Raw genomic sequence first — 20,772 nt, 5'->3', positions numbered from 1 at the left:
TCACTTTTTAAATGAAAAGCACACAAAGAAAAAAAACCCTGCATAGCAGGGTCCTTCTTATACTAGCATGTACTAGTAAGAAGGCAAAGGGAGAGGAGAAACCGGAGGAAGAACTTATGGGGAAACGTAAGTCTTCTCCGCGGTTGGCAACAACATCGAAGGTGATGTTGTTATAATTATTTATGTCCAATCTAAATGAAGATATACATAATGAAATTAAATTTTATGTTGGGCTTTTTATTTTTCTTTTTTTTATTTTGTGATAGGATAAAAAAGATAAAGTGGAACTAATATACATATTGGGTTCATATTAGTGAATGATGAGATGAATACATAAAAATAACGAGAGGTTATTTGAGGCCGAGTTTTTCTATAGTTAGGTGAATGTGGTTTGTTAACTGTTACCGAAGTGGGAATGGCTTTCTATAATCGCTCGATAGATTGAAATAAAGGTAGTGACAACAGATGAGAGTAGTTTCAGGAAAATGTAAAGGACACCCACTTAAAGCGGTTCCTGGTAATACAACACGTCCAACGACAGATAAAGTAAAAGAATCTATTTTTAATATGATAGGTCCTTATTTTGATGGTGGTATCGCCCTTGATTTATTTGGTGGTAGTGGTGGTCTTGGAATTGAGGCTTTGAGCAGAGGGATCGATAAAGTAATTTTTGTTGATCGGGATAGTAAAGCAATAAAAGTAATTCATCAAAATTTAGAAAGTTGTAGAGTACAGGAACAAGCTGAAGTATATCGAAATGATGCTGAACGTGCAGTAAAGGCGTTAATAAAACGTGAAATGTCATTCGATCTTATATTAATAGATCCTCCATATAAAGAGCAAAAAATTGTATCTTTAATTAGTGTAATGGATCAACATGGATTGCTACATAGTGATGGATTAATTATGGCAGAGCATGGTAATGATGTAGTTTTACCTAATTCAATAGGAAGGCTTGTAAAAGTACGAGCTGAGAATTATGGGATTACTGCAATATCGATTTATAAGTATGAAGGTGAGGGGACAGAATGACAAGTATAGCTATTTCTTCAGGAAGTTTTGATCCAATTACCCTTGGGCATCTGGATATTATTAAAAGGGGAGCAAAAGTATTTGATGAGGTGTACGTAGTCGTTTTAAACAATTCATCAAAAAAACCATTCTTTTCAGTTGAAGAGCGATTAGAACTAATTCGAGAAGCGACAAAGGATATCCCGAATGTAAAGGTAGATTCGCATAGTGGGCTATTAGTAGAGTATGCAAAAATGCGTAATGCAAATGCAATATTACGTGGTTTACGAGCAGTTTCTGATTTTGAATATGAGATGCAAATTACTTCTATGAATCGAAAATTAGATGAAAATATTGAAACATTTTTTATTATGACAAACAACCAATATTCATTTTTAAGCTCGAGTATTGTAAAAGAAGTTGCGAGGTATGGAGGAAGTGTAGTAGATCTTGTACCTCCTATTGTAGAGCGTGCTTTAAAAGAAAAGTTTCAAACCCCGTTAAAGTGAACGGGGTTTTTCTTTATATGTGCGCAAAAATAATAAAATAACATATAAGTATAGACAAAATAATGTAAAAATTGGTCCATAATGTATAAAAGATGTCCAAAGTTCATGTAGTATAGAAGGATGCTCGGATAAAAATACAGGAATATCTTTTGGCATAGGTGAGAAAGAACTCACTTTCTCATAAAATGGTGTCCAAAATACAAATGTAAAAATAGGGGCAAGAATACTTTGAATAATTCGTGCGAAAAAATAGGGTTTAAATCGGATATCTGTTTCAGCTAATATGCTAGCAACTTGTGCCTGAATAGAAAGACCGCTAAATGCTAAAATGAAGCTTGTTACCATAGCTTGTTGTAAGAGTGGTGTTTCATTTATTTGACTAATCATTTGGCTTCCGAGTGTCATTTCGAAAATACCTGATAATATAGGTATACTAAAATCTGTACTTAGTTGGAAGAATGATAAAATATGTTGCATAATAAAAGAAAGAGCTGCTGTAATGTGGAATACAGTAATCATTTTATTTAACACAGAGAATAAAATAATAAATCCGCCAATCATAAGTAATGTTTGAATAGAAGAAACAATGGCATCCCCAAGTAATTTACCAATTGGTCTTTTTTCTTGTAAGCGTGTCTCGTGAAGAATTAAAAAAGGGTTTTGAAAGCGACGTTTTTTTGTAGTGTGTGTATTATTTTTGTAAGCGGTATTATCGCCGTAAAAACGCATAATTAATCCGACAGCAAAGTTACTGAAATAATGGGCAGCGGCTAATATAATTCCTAATTTCGGATTATTAAAAAAACCGATAGACACAGCACCGAAAATAAAAAGTGGATTGGAAGAATTTGTGAAAGAAACGAGGCGCTCCGCTTCAATCTGAGTTAAAAGATTGCTTTTTCGTAGTCTAGCGCTTAATTTGGCGCCTGCAGGGAAACCAGAAGCCATTCCCATCGCCCAAACAAATCCGCCTATCCCTGGAACGCGAAAAAGTGGGCGCATGAGTGGTTCTAATATAACGCCAATAAATTTTACAACACCGATACTAATTAGAAGTTCCGCAATGATGAAAAACGGTAGTAGTGAAGGGAATACAACTTCCCACCATATATTTAACCCGCGAATAGAAGCTTGCAAAGCGGCTTGGGGGTGGAGTACAAGAGAAAAGGTTAAAAATAGCGTTGATATGGTAAGGAAAGCGGTTTTCCATTTTTCATACATGTAAGTAAATCCCCCTTTGTCCCAAAAAACGTTCATTTCAGTATACGTGGATACGTAGTGAATTTAGACCATAAGTATGAAAAAGGAATGAAAAAAATTAAAGGGTGAGAAAAATGAAAGAACCAAAGATTGGTTTAGCACTTGGGTCTGGAGGAGCGAAAGGGTTTGCTCATATTGGTGTAATAAAGGTTTTAAGGGAAGCCGGTATCCCTATTCACATGATTGCAGGAAGTAGTATGGGGGCGCTAATAGGTACGTTTTATGCGGCAAGTAGTAACGTTGAAAGATTGTATAAATTGGCATCTGTTTTTAAGCGGAAGTATTATTTAGATTTCACGGTACCGAAAATGGGATTTATTGCTGGAAAACGTGTCAAAGATATGATTAAAATGTTTACATATAATAAAAATTTAGAAGAGTTAGATATCCCGACGGCTGTTGTGGCTACTGACATATTGAAGGGGGAAAAAGTGGTTTTTACAAGTGGGCCAGTTGCAGATGCGGTGAGGGCTAGCATATCTGTTCCTGGAGTGTTTGTACCAGAAAAAATAGATGGAAGATTATTAGTGGATGGTGGAGTCATTGATCGCATCCCAGTATCGGTTGTGAAAGAGTTAGGGGCCGATATTGTTATCGCTGTTGATGTATCTCCAATTAAGGTGAATGGCGATGTTACGTCCATTTATGACGTAATTATGCAAAGTATTGAAATTATGCAGCATGAGCTTGTAATGAATCGGCAAATTGCATCGGATTTAATGATGCGACCAGCTGTAGAGCAATTTAGTTCACGTGCTTTTACAAACATTGAAGACATTATTCGAGTTGGAGAAGTAGAAGCAGAAAAACATGTTTCAAATATTTATTTATTAATTGAGCAGTGGAAGGAGAAACATAATGTTTAAGCGTTTTCGGTTTATATATGCAATCTTAATAGGGGTTATATTGGCGATGTTACTTGTTTACGTGCGTTTACCGTATTATGTAACAAAACCAGGAATGGCTGCCAAATTAGAGCCTTATGTTCAAGTTGAGGGTGGAACGAAAGAATCTGGTGATTTTATGCTTGTTACGGTTTCAATGGGACCAGCAAATGTGGTGAATTTAATAGCGGCACAGTTTAATAAATATACACATATTTCGAAAGCGGAAGAAATATTGCAAAAAGGTGAGAGTGATGAAGAATATCAATTTCGCCAAAATTATGCGATGAAAGATTCGCAAAATGCAGCAATTTATAATGCATATAAACGTGCAAATCGCTCAGTATCTTTTGAAAATAAAGGTGTATTAGTTGCTGGTGTGGCAAAAGGAATGCCGTCAGAAGGAAAGCTTAAGCTTGGTGATGTTATTATAGCTGTTGACGGAAAAATATTTGAAAAGACGGAGCAATTTATTGAATATATGACAGGGAAAAAAGAAAACGATGCTGTAAGTATTGAGTACATGAGAAATGGAAAACAATTGAAAGAGAATTTAAATGTAAAGACGATTCCTAATGGGAATGGACGTGTCGGTATAGGTGTTTCTATCGTTACGGAAAGAGAATTAGTGGTCGATCCGAAAGTGAAAATTAATTCTCATGAAATTGGTGGACCATCCGCAGGTTTAATGTTCACATTAGAAATATATAATCAACTTGTGGAAGAAGACTTAACGAAAGGACATGAAATAGCTGGAACAGGTACAATTAATGAAAAAGGAGAAGTGGGCCCAATTGGTGGTATAAATCAAAAAGTGGTGGCTGCTAGCGATGCCGGGGCTGAAGTGTTCTTTGCGCCAAATGAAAAAGGTGCGGAGAAATCGAACTATAAAGATGCACTTGAGACTGCAAAGGATATTAAAACAAAAATGAAAATTGTACCAGTAGATACGCTGGATGATGCGTTAATATATTTAGAAAAGATGGATAAGGAAAAAACCTCTCTGAAATAGAGAGGTTTTTTATAGGAATTTTGTAGTTGTTTCATCATAGCGAATAGGATGGTGTGTTATATCCTGTTTTAATAGTTGTGTGCGTAACGGTTCGTGCATGATGGAGAAATATACAGAGTTTGCTTTTTTCTCTATATCTAAAGCGGCATGGTCGAATGTTTTTGTATGAGTAAGGATTGGAAGTTCGATTTTTTTCTTGTTTTTTGAAAGGTAAGTTTGTCCTTTTTGTGACATGCCTAGCAGGCGAATATATGGTGCGTGTTGTTCTATATTTGCGCTACGTATTTCCTCTTTTGTTGTGTTTGTTAAAATGTGTGTACAAGCTCTTTGTAATCTAGTCCATGTATAACGTTTTGTTTTTAATGCTTCCATGAATGAATAGAAGGAGGAACTGTTTTGTATTTTTGATAAAATACGATGCTCTAAACCTTCTTCTATTTCATATATATGTCGTAAGTCCCCTGGAGACATCGTCATGAGTCTATATTTAAAAAATGAAAAGTATTGTTCCCAATTATGTAATATCCCGTAGTTTTGTTTGTAATTTGCTAAAAGCGAAGTGGTTGCCTGTGGGAGAAAAGGTTTAATTGTTGTAAATGATCCTTCTTCGCTAAAGAGTTGTTTTCGGATGCTTGTTGCGCTTGCAATATGTTGGTCATTAAATGTTTCATCATGATAATGAGAGGCAAATCTTTTTATAGTTTGAGCTTGTATAGAGCTATTTTGTGACAGAATTGCTTTCATATATTGGAAGCCTAAAATATTATTTGGTTGTGACATATCTATGTTTTTTTCAGATGTTAAAATGTGTGAGAAAGCATCCGATGTTGCTTTTGCATAACTATTACCAGCGTCCATGAATTGTTTTACAAGGTAGTTAAAAGTCTCTTCTTCGTTTTTTTGTACGGAGATGGTATTATAAAAATTTTCGATTTGTCCATCCTCACTACCGAAACAAATTTCAGAAACACGTAGGGCATTTAAAATGGAAATAGCACCATTTGCGAAGGTTTCAGCCTTTTGTGTTGCAAAGACGTATGGAAGCTCTACAACAAGGTCTACGCCGTTTGCTAAGGCCATTTTAGTGCGATACCATTTGGAAATGAGTGCGGGCTCACCACGCTGTAAAAAAGGACCACTCATAACGGCAATTATTATATCAGATTGTGTTAACTTTTTTGTCTGTTGCACATGATAAAGATGACCGTTATGAAAAGGGTTATATTCAACAACAATACCACCAGCTTTTATGGTAATCTCTCCTTTCGATGTAGCATCTTTTTGAAAAACGTGATACTCTATATATTATTTACTATGATGACTTCATTATAGTGTAAAGAAAAAACATTGACAAATATAAAATGGCTAGCTATAATTTTGTTTGTTGCCTTGAGGTGATATGATATGAAATGGTCCATCCATCAATTGAATAAATTGAGAAATAAAGGATTGACATTGGATGAGATGGTAGATGTAAGTGAGCTAAAAGAGGTCGAGAAAGATATTCGTGAAATTAATCCTGTTCATGTAACGGGAAGAGTTGATTTTGGCTCCGGTAAGTTTACGTTTCATCTACATATAACTGGAAGCATGGTTTTACCATGTTCTCGCTCTTTAGTAGATGTGACATTACCATTTGACATTAAAACAACTGAGGTGTTCCAAACTTCACAAGAAGAATTTGAAACTGAAGCTGAAATTCATTCTTTAGAAGGAGAAGTACTTGACTTACTGCCCGTAATCAAGGAAAATATACTTTTGGAGATTCCAATGCAAATTTTCAGTGATGATGTTTCTGGTGGAGCACCGACGCAAGGTCAAGACTGGCAAGTGATTTCGGAAGAAGACAAAGAAAAGACTGTTGATCCAAGATTGGCAGGACTTGCAAAGTTTTTTGACAAATAATCGGAAGACTGGTTCAGGCCTTCATATGAAAATAACTATTTCTTTTAAGGAGGTGGGAAGAATGGCTGTACCTTTTAGAAGAACTTCTAAAACAGTAAAAAGAAAGCGTCGTACGCATTTCAAATTATCAGTACCTGGTATGGTAGAGTGCCCAAGCTGTGGTGAAGCGAAATTAGCTCACCGTGTATGTAAAGCATGCGGTACTTACAAAGGTAAAGAAGTAATCAGCAAGTAATTGCGGGAAAATAAACGCAGAAGATATCTTCTGCGTTTATTTTTTTTGTCTTAATCTTTAGTTGTTGTATTCTATCTTTTCTAGTAACTGCATATGCTTAATAAAAAATGCATAGGGAGGACTAGAGAGATGGCGACAACAAGACAAGATGCTTGGACTGATGATGAAGATTTGCTTCTGGCAGAAGTAGTACTCCGGCATATTCGAGAAGGTGGAACACAACTTTCTGCCTTTAAGGAAGTGGGGAAAAATTTATCTCGTACACCAGCAGCATGTGGGTTTAGATGGAATTCTTACGTAAGAAAGCAATATAAAGAACGTATTGAGGAAGCAAAGCAACTTCGTAAAGTAGAAAATTATGAAGTGAAAGAGACAAAGGTGTTAGAACCTACGTCAATTACGTTGAATGATGTTATTGATTTCTTGCAAAATTATAAAGATGAAAACTCTTTAACAGTGTTGCAACAACAAGTTGAATCATTACAAACAGAAAGAGAGCGTCTTCTGGAGCGATTATCAGTATATGAAGAAGAGTATAGAACACTACTTGATTATATCGATCAAAAAAGAAGTGTAATGGTAGCGGAAAGAAACAATGCTCGCTCGAATGAGAAGTTAGAGAAGCTTAAGAAATAAAAAACAGCTGTTATACAGCTGTTTTTTATTTCTTAAGCCGATTCTTCGTTTGTAACCGCATTCAAATTTGCTTCTGGCTGCCAAATATAAAAATCTCCATCAGTTACTGATACGGGGTTGAAATTTAATTTATCCCAAAAACCAGCTGAATGAATACGTGCTATCGTTTTAATAGGAAATTGCATTTGTTTCGCATGATTTACAAGCATTTGCCCGAATCCTTGTTTTTGAAAAGTTGGTAATACTTCAAGTTTATAAAGTTCTAGGTAGGGACCTGTAATTTCGAATGGTTCTCCGCCGTTTCTTTTCATATATAGACTCATACGTGCGATTAGTGATCCGCCATAATAAATACCGTAAAATGGAGATTCACTGTCGTTTTCAATAATGTTTGCTTGCAATTCTTCCAGCATAGATAGTTCCTGGGCTCCGCACCCTTTAAATTTTTTGAATTCATCTAACGTTTTATAATTGATGAGCAAGCGCTCAACTTTTGGGAATCCCATTACATCACATCCTTTTCTTGTCTCGTTGAATGCAGAAAAGTAAAAATATTTATAATAATAGTATAACTCATTTTTTTATTTTTATGAAGAAGATAGTATATTTCTTTTTTTATTTTTTTTGAGGATTTGCTAAACTAAGAGTAGAAGCGTATTAATAGGTGGTACATACATAGTGAAAAATGAGAGTATATTTGTTGGGCAGAGGACAGCGGAATTATAGGGCGTGCTCAGGTGCTTTAAAAAGATATAAAGGGGGGAAGGCAAGGGCACTTAGTGTGAATTCCTTGTGTGAAAATGAAAATTGGAATTGTCGGACCAGGTGCTATTGGTCTATTGTATACATTTTATTTACAAAAAAATAACCAAGATGTTACGTTGTTTACAAGAACAGCTAAGCAAGCTGAAGAATTAAATGAAATAGGTGTAACTTGTATTAGAGATGGAAGATGTGAAACAGTATATCCATCTGTTTTACCGATAGAAAGTATGGTAGCGCAAAATTTAGATTATATATTTATTGCTGTGAAGCAATATCATATAGATGACGTACTACCGTTTGTGGAAGGGGCATCATCATTAATCTTTTTGCAAAACGGAATGTCGCATCTTCAAAAGATGCTGAACATAGGGAGTAAAAATATAGCTGTTGGTATTGTAGAACATGGTGCGAAAAAAGAGGGAGGGCATATCGTTCATCATACTGGGATAGGGGTAACAAAATTTGGAGTGGTTTGTGGTCAATCTATACATTTTAAAAAAATATTCAATTATTTTCCTGTTGCTTATTTTCCAGTTCAAATAGAAACGGATTGGGAAGAGATTATGCATAAAAAATTAGTAGTAAATGTATGTATCAATCCGTTGACAGCACTATTGGGAGTTAAGAATGGTGAATTAATCACGAATCGTTTTTTTTATCAAATGATGGAGCAAGTGTTTCAGGAGGCAGCATTTCTTATTAGAGGAGAAAAAGAAATGGTATGGCAAATGGTACGAAATGTGTGTGAAGGAACGTCTCGTAATACATCTTCTATGCTAGCGGATGTAAGAGCGAGTAGACAGACGGAAATTAATGCGATTGTTGGATATGTATTAGAAGAAGCTAAGAAACAGCAACGACCAGTTCCGACACTTCAATTTTTGTTCGATGCAATAAAAGGTTTAGAAACAAGAGTATAAGTGTTATTCTTTGCTTTTACGTGAAACATTGACTACAATGTGGATTGGTGAGAGAACTGGATACGAAAGGAAGAATTATATGGAGATAAAAGAAATCTCTGTTCCGCAACAAGGTATTGTAGCGGACTATATGAACGGTAAAAAAGAGATACAGTCATGTTTTGATTATATGTTAACAGAAGATGCTTTTAAACAACGTTTACATGATTTGCGTGAAAGGGAGTTTTTCCGCCAAGATTTAGTAGCGCATTTATTAGAATATAATACAAAATTACAAGCGGGAGAATCTACACTTCAAAATGTAAAAGCGCTTGGAGATGAAAATACATATGTTGTTATAGCTGGACAACAAGCGGGGTTATTAACTGGACCGCTTTATACAATTCATAAAGTTATTTCAATTTTACAGCTTGCAAAGGAAAAGGAAGAAAGTTTAGGAGTTAAAGTTGTCCCTGTCTTCTGGATTGCGGGTGAAGACCATGATATGGATGAGATTAATCATACTTTTGTAGCGAAAAATAAAAAGATGAAAAAAACTATTTTTTATGACCGTAATCCGAAAAAGGCAAGTGCTTCTGAGTCTGAACTTTCTGTTGAAGATTGTAGAAATTGGATTGAAGAGATTTTTAAAACATACCCAGAAACAAATTTTACAAAAGATGTATTAAAATTTGTTGATGATGCTTTGAAAAAATCGAATACGTATGTAGATTTCTTTGCTCATCTTATTACGAAAATCTTTGCTAATTCTGGTTTAATCCTTGTTGATTCACATCATCCTGAATTAAGAAAGTTAGAAATTCCATTTTTCAAGCGAATTATAAGTAAGTATAAAGAGGTACAAAAGGGCCTTCGTAATCAGCAGGAAGTAATTAAAGAACTAGGATACAAACCGATTATTGAAACGAAGTCTCATGCAGTGCATATATTCATGGAAATAGATAATGAACGAGTATTGCTTGAAGAGCATCAAGGGAAGTTTGTTGGAAAGGATGGGGCGCATTCCTTTTCATACGAAGAGTTGATTGAAGAGATGGAGAGAAATCCGGCACGTTTTAGTAATAATGTTGTAACACGTCCTCTTATGCAAGAGTATGTATTTCCTACGCTCGCATTTATTGGAGGTCCAGGGGAATTAGCTTATTGGAGTGAATTACAACAAGTATTCCATACTGTCGGTTTTCAAATGCCACCTGTCGTTCCTCGTCTTACAATTACTTATGTGGAGAGAGATATAGCGACAGATTTATTCGATCTGCAATTGAGAGAAATTGATCCGTTTTTAAATGATGTCGATAAACTGCGTGAAAACTGGTTGTCTAATCAAATAGAGGAACCGATTGATGATCATTTTGAAAAGGCGAAAAAAGAAATTGCCGATATTCATACATCTTTACAGCAATTTGTAAAGAAAATAGAGCCAGGGTTAGGTGCGTTTGCAGGGAAAAACGAATTGAAAATTAATGAACAAATTGAACTGTTGGAAAGAATGTTGAAAAGAAATGTTGAGAAAAAGTATGAGGTTCAGCTAAATAAATTCCGCCGTATACAATTCGCACTTCGTCCATTAGGTGCACCGCAAGAACGTGTGTGGAATGTATGTTATTATTTAAATCAGTTTGGTTTGGATTTCGTTGATCGTGTAATGGAAAACCCTTTTTCTTGGGACGGAAAACATCATGTTATAAAACTATAAAATCTTGCTCTTTGGAGCAGGATTTTATTTTTATTCCGTTGAATTTACTGTGAAGTGATTTTTTTCTGAATTATCAATCAAAAAATGTTAGATATGGCAATTGTGTTGGATACTTAAATATATGACAAAATAGCACAAAATGTAAACGTATTATTCGCTTTTTCGACAGTTTTTTATTTAAATTCCCGCAAAAGATGATAAAATTTAGTATATAATAAAAGAAAATAGCGATTTGTATAGTATGTTGCCTTTGTTGGTAAGTTAAATGAGTCGTTCTTTCGTATTATTTCATTCTCTAAGCGTGAAATATGTGTTTAGAGGAAGGGATACATTCAACATAATTAATTGGAAAAAGAGTAGGTGCAACAATGTTTAAACACGTAACAGTGCTTTTAAAGGAAACAGTAGACGGCTTAGATATAAAGCCAGATGGTACATATGTAGATTGTACACTGGGGGGAGGAGGACATAGTTCTTATTTATTATCCCAATTAACTGAAGGTGGAAAATTAATAGCGTTTGATCAAGATGAGATAGCGATTCAAAACGCGAAAGAAAAGTTCTCTTCATACGGTGAACAGTTTATAACAGTAAAGAGTAACTTCCGTTATTTAGCTGAAAAACTGCAGGAAATAGGTATAACAGAAGTAGATGGCATTTTATTTGATTTAGGTGTTTCATCCCCACAATTAGATACACCAGAACGAGGCTTTAGTTATCATCATGATGCACCGCTAGATATGCGGATGGATCAAGATGCCCCATTAACAGCGTATGATGTTGTAAATAGCTGGTCATATGAACAACTTGTAAGGATTTTCTTCCAATACGGTGAAGAGAAATTTTCAAAACAAATTGCAAGAAAAATTGAAGCTTATCGTGAGAATAAAGCTATTGAAACGACAGGAGAATTAGTAGAGCTAATTAAAGAAGGTATTCCGGCTCCAGCTCGTAGAACGGGTGGGCATCCTGCTAAGCGAGTGTTTCAGGCAATTCGTATAGCTGTAAATGATGAATTAAAAGTATTTGAAGAAGCATTGGAATCTGCTATTGAGATGGTTAAGCCAGGTGGAAGGGTTAGTGTTATAACATTCCATTCATTAGAAGATCGTATTTGTAAAACAACGTTTAAGCGAAATAGTACAACGCCACAATTGCCGCCAGGATTACCGATTATTCCTGATGAATTTAAGCCGAAATTAAAGCTTATTACAAGAAAACCGATTTTACCTTCTGATATAGAGCTAGAAGAAAATAATCGTGCGCGTTCTGCGAAGTTGAGAATCGCTGAAAAACGATAAAAGGGAGAGAGAGGTATGACTAATTTAGCTGTAAAGTACAAACAACAAGCGCAAGAAGAGGTGCAAATTCAAACGCCCCCACAGCAGATGGCTAAGCCGAAGGTTAAAGCAAAAATTACAAGAATCGAAAAACTGTTGTATGTAGCGTTTATTGGCTTTTTATTGTATGCCTGTGTCGCGTTTATTGGAAATAAAGCAGGCCTTTATCAAGTTAATGTAGAAGCAGCGACGATAGAAGAAAAAATTGTACAGCAGCAAAAAGAAAATCAAGAATTACAAGCTGAAGTAGAGAAGTTAAGTCGCTATGAACGAATCGCTGAAGTTGCAAAAAAACACGGGCTAGAAATTAATGCGAATAATGTGAAAGGCCTCAAATAAGGCAATAGGTGTGAAGGAACGATGAAGAAGAATATGACTAAATTTCATACCAATAAGGGAGCAGGTTATTTTATGATATTTTTCCTCCTGCTCTTTTTGCTGTTATTAGCCCGATTTTTTTACATACAATCAACAGGAACAGTTCATAATCAGGATTTAGATGCACTTGCTAAACAAAAGCATAGTAAAAAAGGAGTTCTTGAAGCGAACCGAGGAACCATTTATGATCAAAACGGTCATGTGTTAGCGCAAGATGCAAACTCTTACAAAATGGTAGCTGCACTAAAAGGTGCTAACTCAGTTGAGAATAAAGAAGATACTGCAAAGAAAATTGCAGGAGTACTTGGAAAAGGCGAAGAGGATATTTTAGCTTCTTTAAATAAGGAAGGTAGAAGTCAAGTCGAATTTGGAACGTTAGGCAAGGATTTGACGAAAGAAAAGAAGGAACAAATAGAAGCGTTGAAGTTGCCGGGAATATCTTTTATTACAGAAAATGCAAGGGTGTATCCAAACGGTGATTTTGCATCTTACGTTATAGGTCATGCAAAACCAAATGAGAATGGAACCTCGGTAGGTCAATTTGGCATAGAGAAAAGCTTGGATAAATACTTAAGTGCTTCGAACGGAGAAGTAGCGTATACAGGTGATCGTAAAGGTGTGTCCCTTGATGGTGGAAAAGTTAATGTAAAGGCACCTAAAAATGGAGATAACGCGTATTTAACAATTGATCAACGTGTCCAAAGTTATTTAGAAGACGCGATGAAAGCAGCAAGTAAGCAATATGAGCCAGAAAGTTTAATAGGGATTGTTGCAGATCCGAAAACTGGGAAAATATTAGCGATGTCTACTAAACCTAGTTATGACCCTAATGATCGTCAAATTAAATATTTCTTCAATGATGCAATTGCCAATGCATTTGAACCTGGATCAACAATGAAAATTTTCACGTTAGCGGCAGCCATTAATGAAGGTGTGTACAAAGGGCAAGATTATTATCAGTCCGGGACATATCAAGTCGGAAATAGGAAAATAAAAGATCATAACGGTGGTGCTGGTTGGGGCTCTATCACGTTTGATGAAGGGGTAGAGCGTTCTTCAAACGTAGCGTTTGCAATTTTAGGAGATCAAAAACTTGGTCCAGAACGTTTCCGAAAATATATTCATAGTTTTGGATTAGATGAAAAAACGAACATTGATTTATCAGGTGAAGGATCGAATACAATTTTATTTGATCAGCAAATACAACAAGTGACAACAGCTTTTGGACAAGGTTCCACTGTAACACCAATTCAGCTTGTACAAGCTGCAACGGCCATTGCAAATGATGGGAAAATGATGAAACCTTATGCAATTGATAAAATTGTAGATCCGATAACAGACAAAGTAAAATTAGAACATAAGCCAGAAGAAGTAGGAAAACCTGTTACAAAGGAAACAGCAGCGCAAGTAAGACAATTATTAGAACGTGTTGTTACATCTCCGAAAGGTACAGGGACAGCTTATAAAATTGATGGATATTCAGTTGGTGGTAAAACAGGTACAGCGCAAATTCCGGATGGAAAAGGCGGCTATATGACAGGGAGACAGAATTATATATTCTCATTCTTAGGTATGGCACCAATGGACGATCCACAACTTGTTGTGTATGTAGCTGTTAAACAGCCGAAATTAAAAGATGATGAGAACGGTGCACAACCGTTAGCTGATATTTTTAAATATGTAACAAAAAATAGTTTAGAGTATTTAAAGATTAAGCCAAATGAAGTGAAAGATCCGAAAAAACATCTGAAAGAACAACAAACTACTGTTCCGGATGTAAATGGTAAAACGATGGCTGAAGCGGGGAAAGCGATTGATAAAGCAAAACTTCGTCCAATCGTACTAGGTGAAGGGAAAGTACAGCAACAAGTACCAAAAGCGACTGAACAAACATTAAAAGGCGACCGAGTCTTCTTGGTAGGAGATAAGCCTACAATGCCAAATATACAAGGATGGGCACTGCGTGATGTTATGAATTTAGCGAAGACATTACAGCTTAACTTGAAACCTTCTGGTACAGGATACGTAACAGAACAAAGTGTGGCGGAAGGAACATTATTACAACCTGGTACAGAATTAGGTGTCACACTCGTACCGCCACTCGAACCACAGCAAGAAGCAGAAAAGCCGTAATGGTAAAAGAGAATAAGTTCTAATTAAATAAGTACAAGCATATATTGGAACAAGCTAGGCGTAAGGGAGGCTTGTTCCGATATGCGTGTATCAAATGTAACAGTTAGAAAACGACTTATTTTTATACTTATATCAGGTATACTTATTTTCACGATTATCGATATTCGTCTTGGATATGTGCAATTTTTTCTTGGGAATATGTTAACGGATCGTGCGAAAGATTCATGGAGTCGTAATATTACTTTTGAACCCGAACGTGGGAAAATTTTAGACCGAAATGGTGTGGAACTTGCCACGAATAAAAGTGCTCCAACTGTCTTTGTTGTACCGAGGCAAATTGAAAAACCAGCAGAGACTGCAGAGAAGTTAGCTGCAGTATTAGGTGTGGAAAAAGATGAGATTTATAAAAGGATTACAAAAAAAGAATCGATTGTAAGGTTAGATAAAGGCGGAAGGAAAATATCACATGACAAAGCGAAAGAAGTACGAGGATTAAGTCTGAAGGGCGTGTATATCGCAGAGGATTCTATCCGGTACTATCCATTTGGAAACTTTTTATCACATGTATTAGGTTTTGCAGGTAGCGATAACCAAGGTCTTATGGGACTAGAAAAATATTATGATAAAGAGCTAAATGGGGACAAAGGTCATGTGCGTTTTTTTGCAGATGCGAAAGGACAAAGGATGCCTAATGTTGGTGATGATTTCAAAAAGCCAGAAGCCGGTTTAAATTTAGGATTAACAATCGATGCGCGTATTACAAGGATTATGGAAAGAGAAATGAATATCGCGGAGTCAACTTATAATCCTGACGGTATGATTGCGATTGCGATGAACCCTAAAAATGGTGAAGTTTTAGGGATGTCTAGTCGACCGAGTTTTGACCCAGCGGATTTTCAAAGTGTCTCTCCAGAAGTGTATAACAGAAATCTACCTGTATGGAGTACGTATGAGCCTGGTTCAACATTTAAGATCATTACATTAGCTGCAGCATTGAATGAAAATTTAGTAGACTTAGAGAAGGATACGTTTTATGATGATGGAGCAGCTGAAGTAGGTGGAGCTAGATTGAAATGCTGGAAAGCAGGAGGTCATGGCAGTCAAACGTTTTTAGAAGTCGTTCAAAACTCATGTAACCCGGGATTTATTGAACTTGGTGATCGCCTTGGTAAAGACCGATTATTTAAATACATTCGTAATTTTGGTTTTGGGCAGAAGACTGGAATTGACTTGCAAGGTGAAGGCAGTGGGATTTTATTTAATTTAGATAAAGTTGGTCCAGTAGAGCAAGCAACAACTTCATTCGGCCAAGGGGTTTCTGTTACACCGATTCAACAAGTAGCAGCTGTAGCGGCGGCTGTAAATGGTGGAACATTGTATCAGCCGTATATAGCTAAGGAGTTTATTGATCCGAAAAATAATCAAGTTGTTAGTAAAAAGACACCTGTTGAGAAAAGAAAAGTTATTTCCAAGGAAACTTCAGAAAAAGTTCGTTATGCATTAGAGAATGTTGTAGCGAAAGGTTCTGGTAAAGGTGCTTATATTGATGGATATCGTGTAGGTGGAAAAACGGGTACTGCTCAAAAGGTGAAAGATGGTAAATATTTAGAGAATAATTATATAGTATCTTTTATCGGATTTGCTCCAGCGGATGATCCAGAGATTGTTGTGTATGTTGCTGTTGATAATCCAAAAGGGGTTACACAGTTTGGTGGAGTGGTAGCAGCTCCAATTGTCGGGAATATTCTTCGAGATGCGCTTCCTGTTATGGGAGTGAAACCGAGAAAAGAACAAGTTGAGAAAGAATATAAATGGGGCGATACACCAACTGTGGAAGTTCCGAATTTAATTGGAATGAAAAAGAAAGACTTACAAACACAACTCGTCGATTTGAAGCTTGATATAAGTGGAGATGGAGAGAAAGTAATTAAACAATCACCAGAAGCGGGAGCTAAAGTAAAAGAAGGCTCAAAAATTAGAATTTACTTCGGGAATTAAAGGTAACATAGTACGTTTTATGGTACAATTGGTGGAAGTGAGTTCTTTATAGAACAGTTACTTAATTTGAGACAGTAAGTGTCTCATTCATAAATAGGTCAGTAGCACTTACCTCCTTATATAGGAGGTAATGTGTTGCTTACTAAAAAAGATAAATAAACAATGTAGAGAGGGTTTAGTGAAATGAAGTTGCATACACTTGTATCATGTTTGCATGATTTTCCAGTTGTTCCAAAAGAAAATCCAGAAATCACATCTATAGAAGCTGATTCACGTAAAGTGAAAGAGGGAAGCTTATTTGTATGTATGAAAGGATATACGGTTGATAGCCATGATTTTGCTAAGCAAGCAGCGGCACAAGGAGCGGCTGCTATTGTTGCGGAAAGACCAATTGATGTTGACGTTCCAGTTGTACTTGTGAAAAATACTTTTCGTTCGTTAGCGGTTTTAGCTGATTATTTTTATGGTCAACCGACACACAAGTTACATTTAATCGGAATTACAGGTACAAATGGAAAGACAACAACATCGCATATTATGGATGAGATTATGCGAGCACATGGTCATAAAACAGGGCTAATTGGAACGATTAATATGAAAATCGGTGATGAAACATTTGAGGTGAAAAATACAACACCAGATGCACTAACACTTCAACAGACGTTTTCAAAAATGGTTGAACAAGGTGTGGACAGCACGGTAATGGAAGTTTCGTCACATGCGTTAGATCTTGGTCGTGTACACGGATGTGATTACGATGTAGCGGTATTTACGAATTTAACACAAGATCATTTAGACTATCATCAAACGATGGAAGAATATAAACATGCAAAAGGGTTACTATTTGCACAGCTTGGCAATAGTTATAATCATAATGGCGAAAAGTACGCTGTGCTGAATAGCGATGATAATGTAACAGAAGAGTATATGAGAAGTACTGCAGCAACAGTTGTAACATATGGTATTGATACAACAAGTGACATTATGGCAAAAAATATCGTTATGACGAGTGGCGGGACTACATTTACGCTTGTCACACCATATGAAAGTGTAAATGTTACGATGAAATTAATAGGTAAATTTAATGTATATAACGTACTTGCAGCAACAGCAGCAGGACTTGTTTCGGGTGTGAAATTAGAAACAATCATTGCTGTTATAAAAGAACTAGCTGGGGTTCCAGGGCGTTTTGAAGTTGTTGATGGAGGACAAAATTATACAGTTATTGTTGATTACGCACATACGCCGGATAGTTTAGAAAATGTATTAAAAACTGCAAAACAATTTGCAAAAGGTGATGTGTATTGTATCGTTGGTTGTGGCGGCGATAGGGACCGAACGAAGAGACCGATAATGGCAAGTGTTGCAACAAAATATGCAACTCATGCAATTTACACATCAGATAATCCAAGAAGTGAAGATCCAGCGGCTATTTTAGATGATATGGTACATGGTGCAAGTGGGAAAAATTATGAAGTGATTATTGATAGAAAAGAAGCGATACACCATGCAATCACTAAAGCGAAAGCAGATGATATCATTATTATTGCTGGTAAGGGTCATGAAACGTATCAAATTATTGGTAAAGAAGTTCATCATTTTGATGATCGTGAAGTTGCTAAAGAAGCAATTAAAGGGCGTTTAAGCAACGAAGAGTAACAACGTGAGAGGAGGACTACATGTGCTTGAGCAAGGTTTATTAGTAACGGCTGGGGTAGCATTCTTAATTTCTGTTGCCCTTTCGCCATTGTTTATTCCATTTTTAAGAAAATTAAAGTTCGGACAGAGTATTCGTGATGAAGGACCAAAGTCACATCAAAAAAAATCAGGGACACCAACAATGGGTGGTATCGTCATATACGTATCTATGATGGTAACTTCACTTATTATGGCGATTAAGTTTAATTATTTAGGTGCAGAGGTTTCGTTATTACTATTAGTGACGTTTGGTTACGGATTGATTGGATTTTTAGATGACTACATAAAGGTAGTTAAGAAGAGAAATCTTGGTTTAACATCAAAACAAAAATTAGTAGGTCAGCTTGTTATTGCTATTGCATTCTTTTTAATTGGAAAAGGGCAAGCGTTCCACACATACATCATGATTCCGGGAACGGATGTTAAGTTTGAATTAGGTTGGGCGTATTTTGTACTTGTACTATTTATGCTTATTGGTGGATCAAATGCAGTTAACTTAACTGACGGTTTAGATGGTTTATTATCAGGAACAGCTGCTATTGCATTTGGAGCATTTAGTATTATTGCTGTGGCACAAGAGCAATTTGGAGTAGCGATATTTTGTATGGCAGTTGTAGGAGCTGTACTTGGATTTTTAGTATTCAATGCGAATCCAGCAAAAGTGTTTATGGGAGATACAGGTTCATTAGCTTTAGGTGGAGCCATTGCAGCTGTAGCGATTTTATTAAAACAAGAATTGCTACTTGTAATTATTGGCGGAGTATTCGTAATGGAAACTTTATCGGTTATCATTCAGGTCATTTCATTTAAAACAACAGGAAAACGTGTCTTTAAAATGAGTCCATTACACCATCATTATGAATTATGTGGTTGGTCAGAGTGGCGTGTTGTTGTGACGTTTTGGTCTGCAGGATTTTTATTAGCTGTGTTAGGAATTTATATCGGGGTGTGGATGTAATTGAAAACTGTAACTGAATTTCAAAATAAGAATATTCTTGTATTAGGCATTGCAAAAAGTGGTTATGCAGCAGCTACATTGTTACAAAAGTTAGGGGCAAATGTTATTGTAAATGACGGAAAGCCTTTAGCAGAGAATGTACTTGCTGCAGAATTACAAGCAAAAGGAATGGACGTTGTATGCGGTGGTCATCCTTTAGAATTATTAGAGAGAAATATTTCTCTTGTAGTAAAAAATCCAGGAATCCCGTATTCTAATCCAATATTAGTTGCTGCGAAAGAAAAGCAAATTCCAATTGTTACGGAAGTTGAATTAGCATATCGTATTTCAGAAGCACCATTTGTTGGGATTACGGGGTCTAACGGTAAAACGACGACGACAATGCTGACATTTGAAATGCTAAAAGAAGGACAAAAGCATCCTGTAATTGCAGGGAACATTGGAACTGTAGCGTGTGAAGTAGCACAGGGTGCAAAAGAAAATGAAGTTGTAGTTACAGAACTTTCATCGTTTCAATTGATGGGAGTAGAATTGTTCCAACCTAAAATTGCTGCGTTTTTAAATTTATTTGAGGCCCACTTAGATTATCATGGGACGAAGAAAGAATATGGTTTAGCGAAAGCAAATATTTTTAAAAACCAAACAGAAAATGATTATAGTGTAATAAATGCGGATGATGCAGATGTGATGGCTTTGTCTGCGTATTCTAAAGGTCAAAAAATCCTGTTTTCGACAACGAAAGAAATTGAAGATGGCGCGTGTATAAAAGATAACGCTCTTTATTTCAAAGGTGAAAAAGTTGTTGAAGTAAGCGATATCGTTTTACCTGGTCAACATAATTTAGAAAATATTTTAGCTGCGATGAGTATTGCGAAATTATTAGGTACTTCTAATGAAGCAATTACGGTCGTGTTAAAACGTTTTACGGGTGTAAAACATCGTTTAGAATATGTAACAACGATTAACAACCGTAAGTTTTATAATGATTCAAAAGCAACGAATATGTTAGCGACTGAGAAAGCACTATCTGCGTTTACACAACCGATTGTGTTACTAGCAGGTGGGCTTGATCGCGGAAATGAATTCGATGATTTAATTCCGTATTTCAAAAATGTAAAAGCGATTGTAACATTTGGACAAACAGCTCCTAAACTAGTAAGAGCGGCAGAAAAAGCGGGATTAGATATAATTGAAAGTGCCGATACTTTGGATGAAGCAGTGGTGAAGGCTTATGCTCATTCTAAAGATGGCGATGTTGTTCTTCTTTCTCCAGCGTGTGCAAGCTGGGATCAATTTAAAACATTTGAAGAAAGAGGAGACATTTTTATACAAGCTGTGCATAAACTTATATAAAGTAAATCAAAACATCAGTAGGCTAACACCTACTGATGTTTTGTTACATAGGGCAAAAGGTTCTGCCTAAAGAGGTGGTGT

The 20,772-nt window shown here is 36.1% G+C and carries 19 protein-coding genes; 16 read left to right on the top strand and 3 right to left on the bottom strand.

All coding sequences use genetic code 11. The features are described from left to right. Window positions 1-465 precede the first annotated feature (465 nt). On the top strand, window positions 466-1,032 hold the full coding sequence (gene rsmD / locus MKY21_RS19790; RefSeq protein WP_001266981.1) for a 16S rRNA (guanine(966)-N(2))-methyltransferase RsmD: 567 nt from the start codon (window positions 466-468) through the stop codon (window positions 1,030-1,032). Continuing rightward, window positions 1,029-1,520, top strand: a complete 492-nt coding sequence (coaD, locus tag MKY21_RS19785) for a pantetheine-phosphate adenylyltransferase (RefSeq protein WP_000200601.1) — start codon at window positions 1,029-1,031, stop codon at window positions 1,518-1,520. The genes rsmD and coaD overlap by 4 nt, the downstream gene beginning before the upstream one ends. Here the strand turns inward: coaD and ylbJ are convergent. Beyond that, window positions 1,512-2,741, bottom strand: a complete 1,230-nt coding sequence (ylbJ, locus tag MKY21_RS19780) for a sporulation integral membrane protein YlbJ (RefSeq protein WP_044795376.1) — start codon at window positions 2,739-2,741, stop codon at window positions 1,512-1,514. The two genes, coaD and ylbJ, sit on opposite strands and share 9 nt — an antisense overlap. 113 nt (window positions 2,742-2,854) lie before the next feature. Here ylbJ and MKY21_RS19775 point away from each other — a divergent pair, with 113 nt between their 5' ends. Further along, a complete protein-coding gene (locus MKY21_RS19775) occupies window positions 2,855-3,646 on the top strand; it encodes a patatin-like phospholipase family protein (RefSeq protein ID WP_000662590.1) in 792 nt (263 codons plus the stop codon). Next, a complete protein-coding gene (locus MKY21_RS19770; RefSeq protein ID WP_000476294.1) occupies window positions 3,639-4,676 on the top strand; it encodes a SepM family pheromone-processing serine protease in 1,038 nt (345 codons plus the stop codon). Before MKY21_RS19775 ends, MKY21_RS19770 begins: the two co-directional genes overlap by 8 nt. A gap of 9 nt (window positions 4,677-4,685) precedes the next feature. Here the strand turns inward: MKY21_RS19770 and MKY21_RS19765 are convergent, their stop codons facing one another. Beyond that, entirely contained in the window at window positions 4,686-5,867 is a 1,182-nt protein-coding gene (locus MKY21_RS19765; RefSeq protein WP_002000715.1) for a nucleotidyltransferase, read from the bottom strand. A 213-nt stretch (window positions 5,868-6,080) separates the two neighbouring features. Here MKY21_RS19765 and MKY21_RS19760 point away from each other — a divergent pair, with 213 nt between their 5' ends. The 3 genes from MKY21_RS19760 (at window position 6,081) to MKY21_RS19750 (ending at window position 7,452) form a co-directional block, all read left to right on the top strand. Beyond that, window positions 6,081-6,581 carry a YceD family protein gene (locus tag MKY21_RS19760; protein ID WP_000872149.1) on the top strand — a complete coding sequence of 167 codons (501 nt, stop codon included), beginning with the start codon at window positions 6,081-6,083 and terminating at the stop codon, window positions 6,579-6,581. A 61-nt stretch (window positions 6,582-6,642) separates the two neighbouring features. Continuing rightward, entirely contained in the window at window positions 6,643-6,816 is a 174-nt protein-coding gene (gene rpmF, locus MKY21_RS19755) for a 50S ribosomal protein L32 (protein WP_001984764.1), read from the top strand. A gap of 129 nt (window positions 6,817-6,945) precedes the next feature. After that, window positions 6,946-7,452 carry an RsfA family transcriptional regulator gene (locus MKY21_RS19750; RefSeq protein ID WP_000246468.1) on the top strand — a complete coding sequence of 169 codons (507 nt, stop codon included), beginning with the start codon at window positions 6,946-6,948 and terminating at the stop codon, window positions 7,450-7,452. 32 nt (window positions 7,453-7,484) lie between these two features. Here the strand turns inward: MKY21_RS19750 and MKY21_RS19745 are convergent, their stop codons facing one another. Further along, complete coding sequence (locus MKY21_RS19745) at window positions 7,485-7,958, bottom strand: N-acetyltransferase (protein WP_000506695.1); 474 nt, start codon at window positions 7,956-7,958, stop codon at window positions 7,485-7,487. Window positions 7,959-8,252: 294 nt separating this feature from the next. Here MKY21_RS19745 and panE point away from each other — a divergent pair, with 294 nt between their 5' ends. The 9 genes from panE (at window position 8,253) to murD (ending at window position 20,691) form a co-directional block, all read left to right on the top strand. Continuing rightward, window positions 8,253-9,137 (top strand): 2-dehydropantoate 2-reductase, encoded by an 885-nt coding sequence (gene panE / locus MKY21_RS19740; protein ID WP_016118560.1) that lies wholly within the window; start codon window positions 8,253-8,255, stop codon window positions 9,135-9,137. 79 nt (window positions 9,138-9,216) lie between these two features. Beyond that, complete coding sequence (bshC, locus tag MKY21_RS19735) at window positions 9,217-10,833, top strand: bacillithiol biosynthesis cysteine-adding enzyme BshC (protein ID WP_000403029.1); 1,617 nt, start codon at window positions 9,217-9,219, stop codon at window positions 10,831-10,833. A gap of 368 nt (window positions 10,834-11,201) precedes the next feature. Beyond that, window positions 11,202-12,134 carry a 16S rRNA (cytosine(1402)-N(4))-methyltransferase RsmH gene (gene rsmH, locus MKY21_RS19730; protein ID WP_000472508.1) on the top strand — a complete coding sequence of 311 codons (933 nt, stop codon included), beginning with the start codon at window positions 11,202-11,204 and terminating at the stop codon, window positions 12,132-12,134. A 15-nt stretch (window positions 12,135-12,149) separates the two neighbouring features. Then, window positions 12,150-12,512, top strand: a complete 363-nt coding sequence (gene ftsL, locus MKY21_RS19725; protein ID WP_000182804.1) for a cell division protein FtsL — start codon at window positions 12,150-12,152, stop codon at window positions 12,510-12,512. A gap of 21 nt (window positions 12,513-12,533) precedes the next feature. Beyond that, window positions 12,534-14,684 (top strand): penicillin-binding protein, encoded by a 2,151-nt coding sequence (locus tag MKY21_RS19720; RefSeq protein ID WP_000739958.1) that lies wholly within the window; start codon window positions 12,534-12,536, stop codon window positions 14,682-14,684. An 81-nt stretch (window positions 14,685-14,765) separates the two neighbouring features. Next, window positions 14,766-16,682: a stage V sporulation protein D gene (locus MKY21_RS19715; RefSeq protein WP_001266237.1), complete on the top strand. Its 1,917-nt coding sequence runs from the start codon at window positions 14,766-14,768 to the stop codon at window positions 16,680-16,682. Window positions 16,683-16,865: 183 nt separating this feature from the next. Then, on the top strand, window positions 16,866-18,341 hold the full coding sequence (murE, locus tag MKY21_RS19710; protein ID WP_000766319.1) for a UDP-N-acetylmuramoyl-L-alanyl-D-glutamate--2,6-diaminopimelate ligase: 1,476 nt from the start codon (window positions 16,866-16,868) through the stop codon (window positions 18,339-18,341). Between the two features lie 22 nt (window positions 18,342-18,363). Further along, the gene (gene mraY, locus MKY21_RS19705) at window positions 18,364-19,338 is read left to right on the top strand and encodes a phospho-N-acetylmuramoyl-pentapeptide-transferase (protein ID WP_000893060.1); all 975 of its coding nucleotides are present in this window, start codon (window positions 18,364-18,366) and stop codon (window positions 19,336-19,338) included. Continuing rightward, a complete protein-coding gene (gene murD / locus MKY21_RS19700; protein ID WP_341077212.1) occupies window positions 19,339-20,691 on the top strand; it encodes a UDP-N-acetylmuramoyl-L-alanine--D-glutamate ligase in 1,353 nt (450 codons plus the stop codon). Window positions 20,692-20,772: the final 81 nt, after the last annotated feature.

The sequence above is a fragment of the Bacillus sp. FSL R9-9497 genome, from assembly GCF_038005805.1.
In the GTDB taxonomy this organism is placed as follows: domain Bacteria; phylum Bacillota; class Bacilli; order Bacillales; family Bacillaceae_G; genus Bacillus_A; species Bacillus_A cereus.
This window is presented reverse-complemented; position numbering and strand designations above follow the sequence as displayed.

Excerpts from the sequence above, each read along its gene's own strand:
- rsmD (WP_001266981.1), top strand. The coding sequence starts at position 466 with ATGAGAGTAGTTTCAGGAAAATGTAAAGGACACCCACTTAAAGCGGTT.
- coaD (WP_000200601.1), top strand. The coding sequence starts at position 1,029 with ATGACAAGTATAGCTATTTCTTCAGGAAGTTTTGATCCAATTACCCTT.
- ylbJ (WP_044795376.1), bottom strand. The coding sequence starts at position 2,741 with ATGTATGAAAAATGGAAAACCGCTTTCCTTACCATATCAACGCTATTT.
- MKY21_RS19775 (WP_000662590.1), top strand. The coding sequence starts at position 2,855 with ATGAAAGAACCAAAGATTGGTTTAGCACTTGGGTCTGGAGGAGCGAAA.
- MKY21_RS19770 (WP_000476294.1), top strand. The coding sequence starts at position 3,639 with ATGTTTAAGCGTTTTCGGTTTATATATGCAATCTTAATAGGGGTTATA.
- MKY21_RS19760 (WP_000872149.1), top strand. The coding sequence starts at position 6,081 with ATGAAATGGTCCATCCATCAATTGAATAAATTGAGAAATAAAGGATTG.
- rpmF (WP_001984764.1), top strand. The coding sequence starts at position 6,643 with ATGGCTGTACCTTTTAGAAGAACTTCTAAAACAGTAAAAAGAAAGCGT.
- MKY21_RS19750 (WP_000246468.1), top strand. The coding sequence starts at position 6,946 with ATGGCGACAACAAGACAAGATGCTTGGACTGATGATGAAGATTTGCTT.
- MKY21_RS19745 (WP_000506695.1), bottom strand. The coding sequence starts at position 7,958 with ATGGGATTCCCAAAAGTTGAGCGCTTGCTCATCAATTATAAAACGTTA.
- panE (WP_016118560.1), top strand. The coding sequence starts at position 8,253 with ATGAAAATTGGAATTGTCGGACCAGGTGCTATTGGTCTATTGTATACA.
- bshC (WP_000403029.1), top strand. The coding sequence starts at position 9,217 with ATGGAGATAAAAGAAATCTCTGTTCCGCAACAAGGTATTGTAGCGGAC.
- rsmH (WP_000472508.1), top strand. The coding sequence starts at position 11,202 with ATGTTTAAACACGTAACAGTGCTTTTAAAGGAAACAGTAGACGGCTTA.
- ftsL (WP_000182804.1), top strand. The coding sequence starts at position 12,150 with ATGACTAATTTAGCTGTAAAGTACAAACAACAAGCGCAAGAAGAGGTG.
- MKY21_RS19720 (WP_000739958.1), top strand. The coding sequence starts at position 12,534 with ATGAAGAAGAATATGACTAAATTTCATACCAATAAGGGAGCAGGTTAT.
- MKY21_RS19715 (WP_001266237.1), top strand. The coding sequence starts at position 14,766 with ATGCGTGTATCAAATGTAACAGTTAGAAAACGACTTATTTTTATACTT.
- murE (WP_000766319.1), top strand. The coding sequence starts at position 16,866 with ATGAAGTTGCATACACTTGTATCATGTTTGCATGATTTTCCAGTTGTT.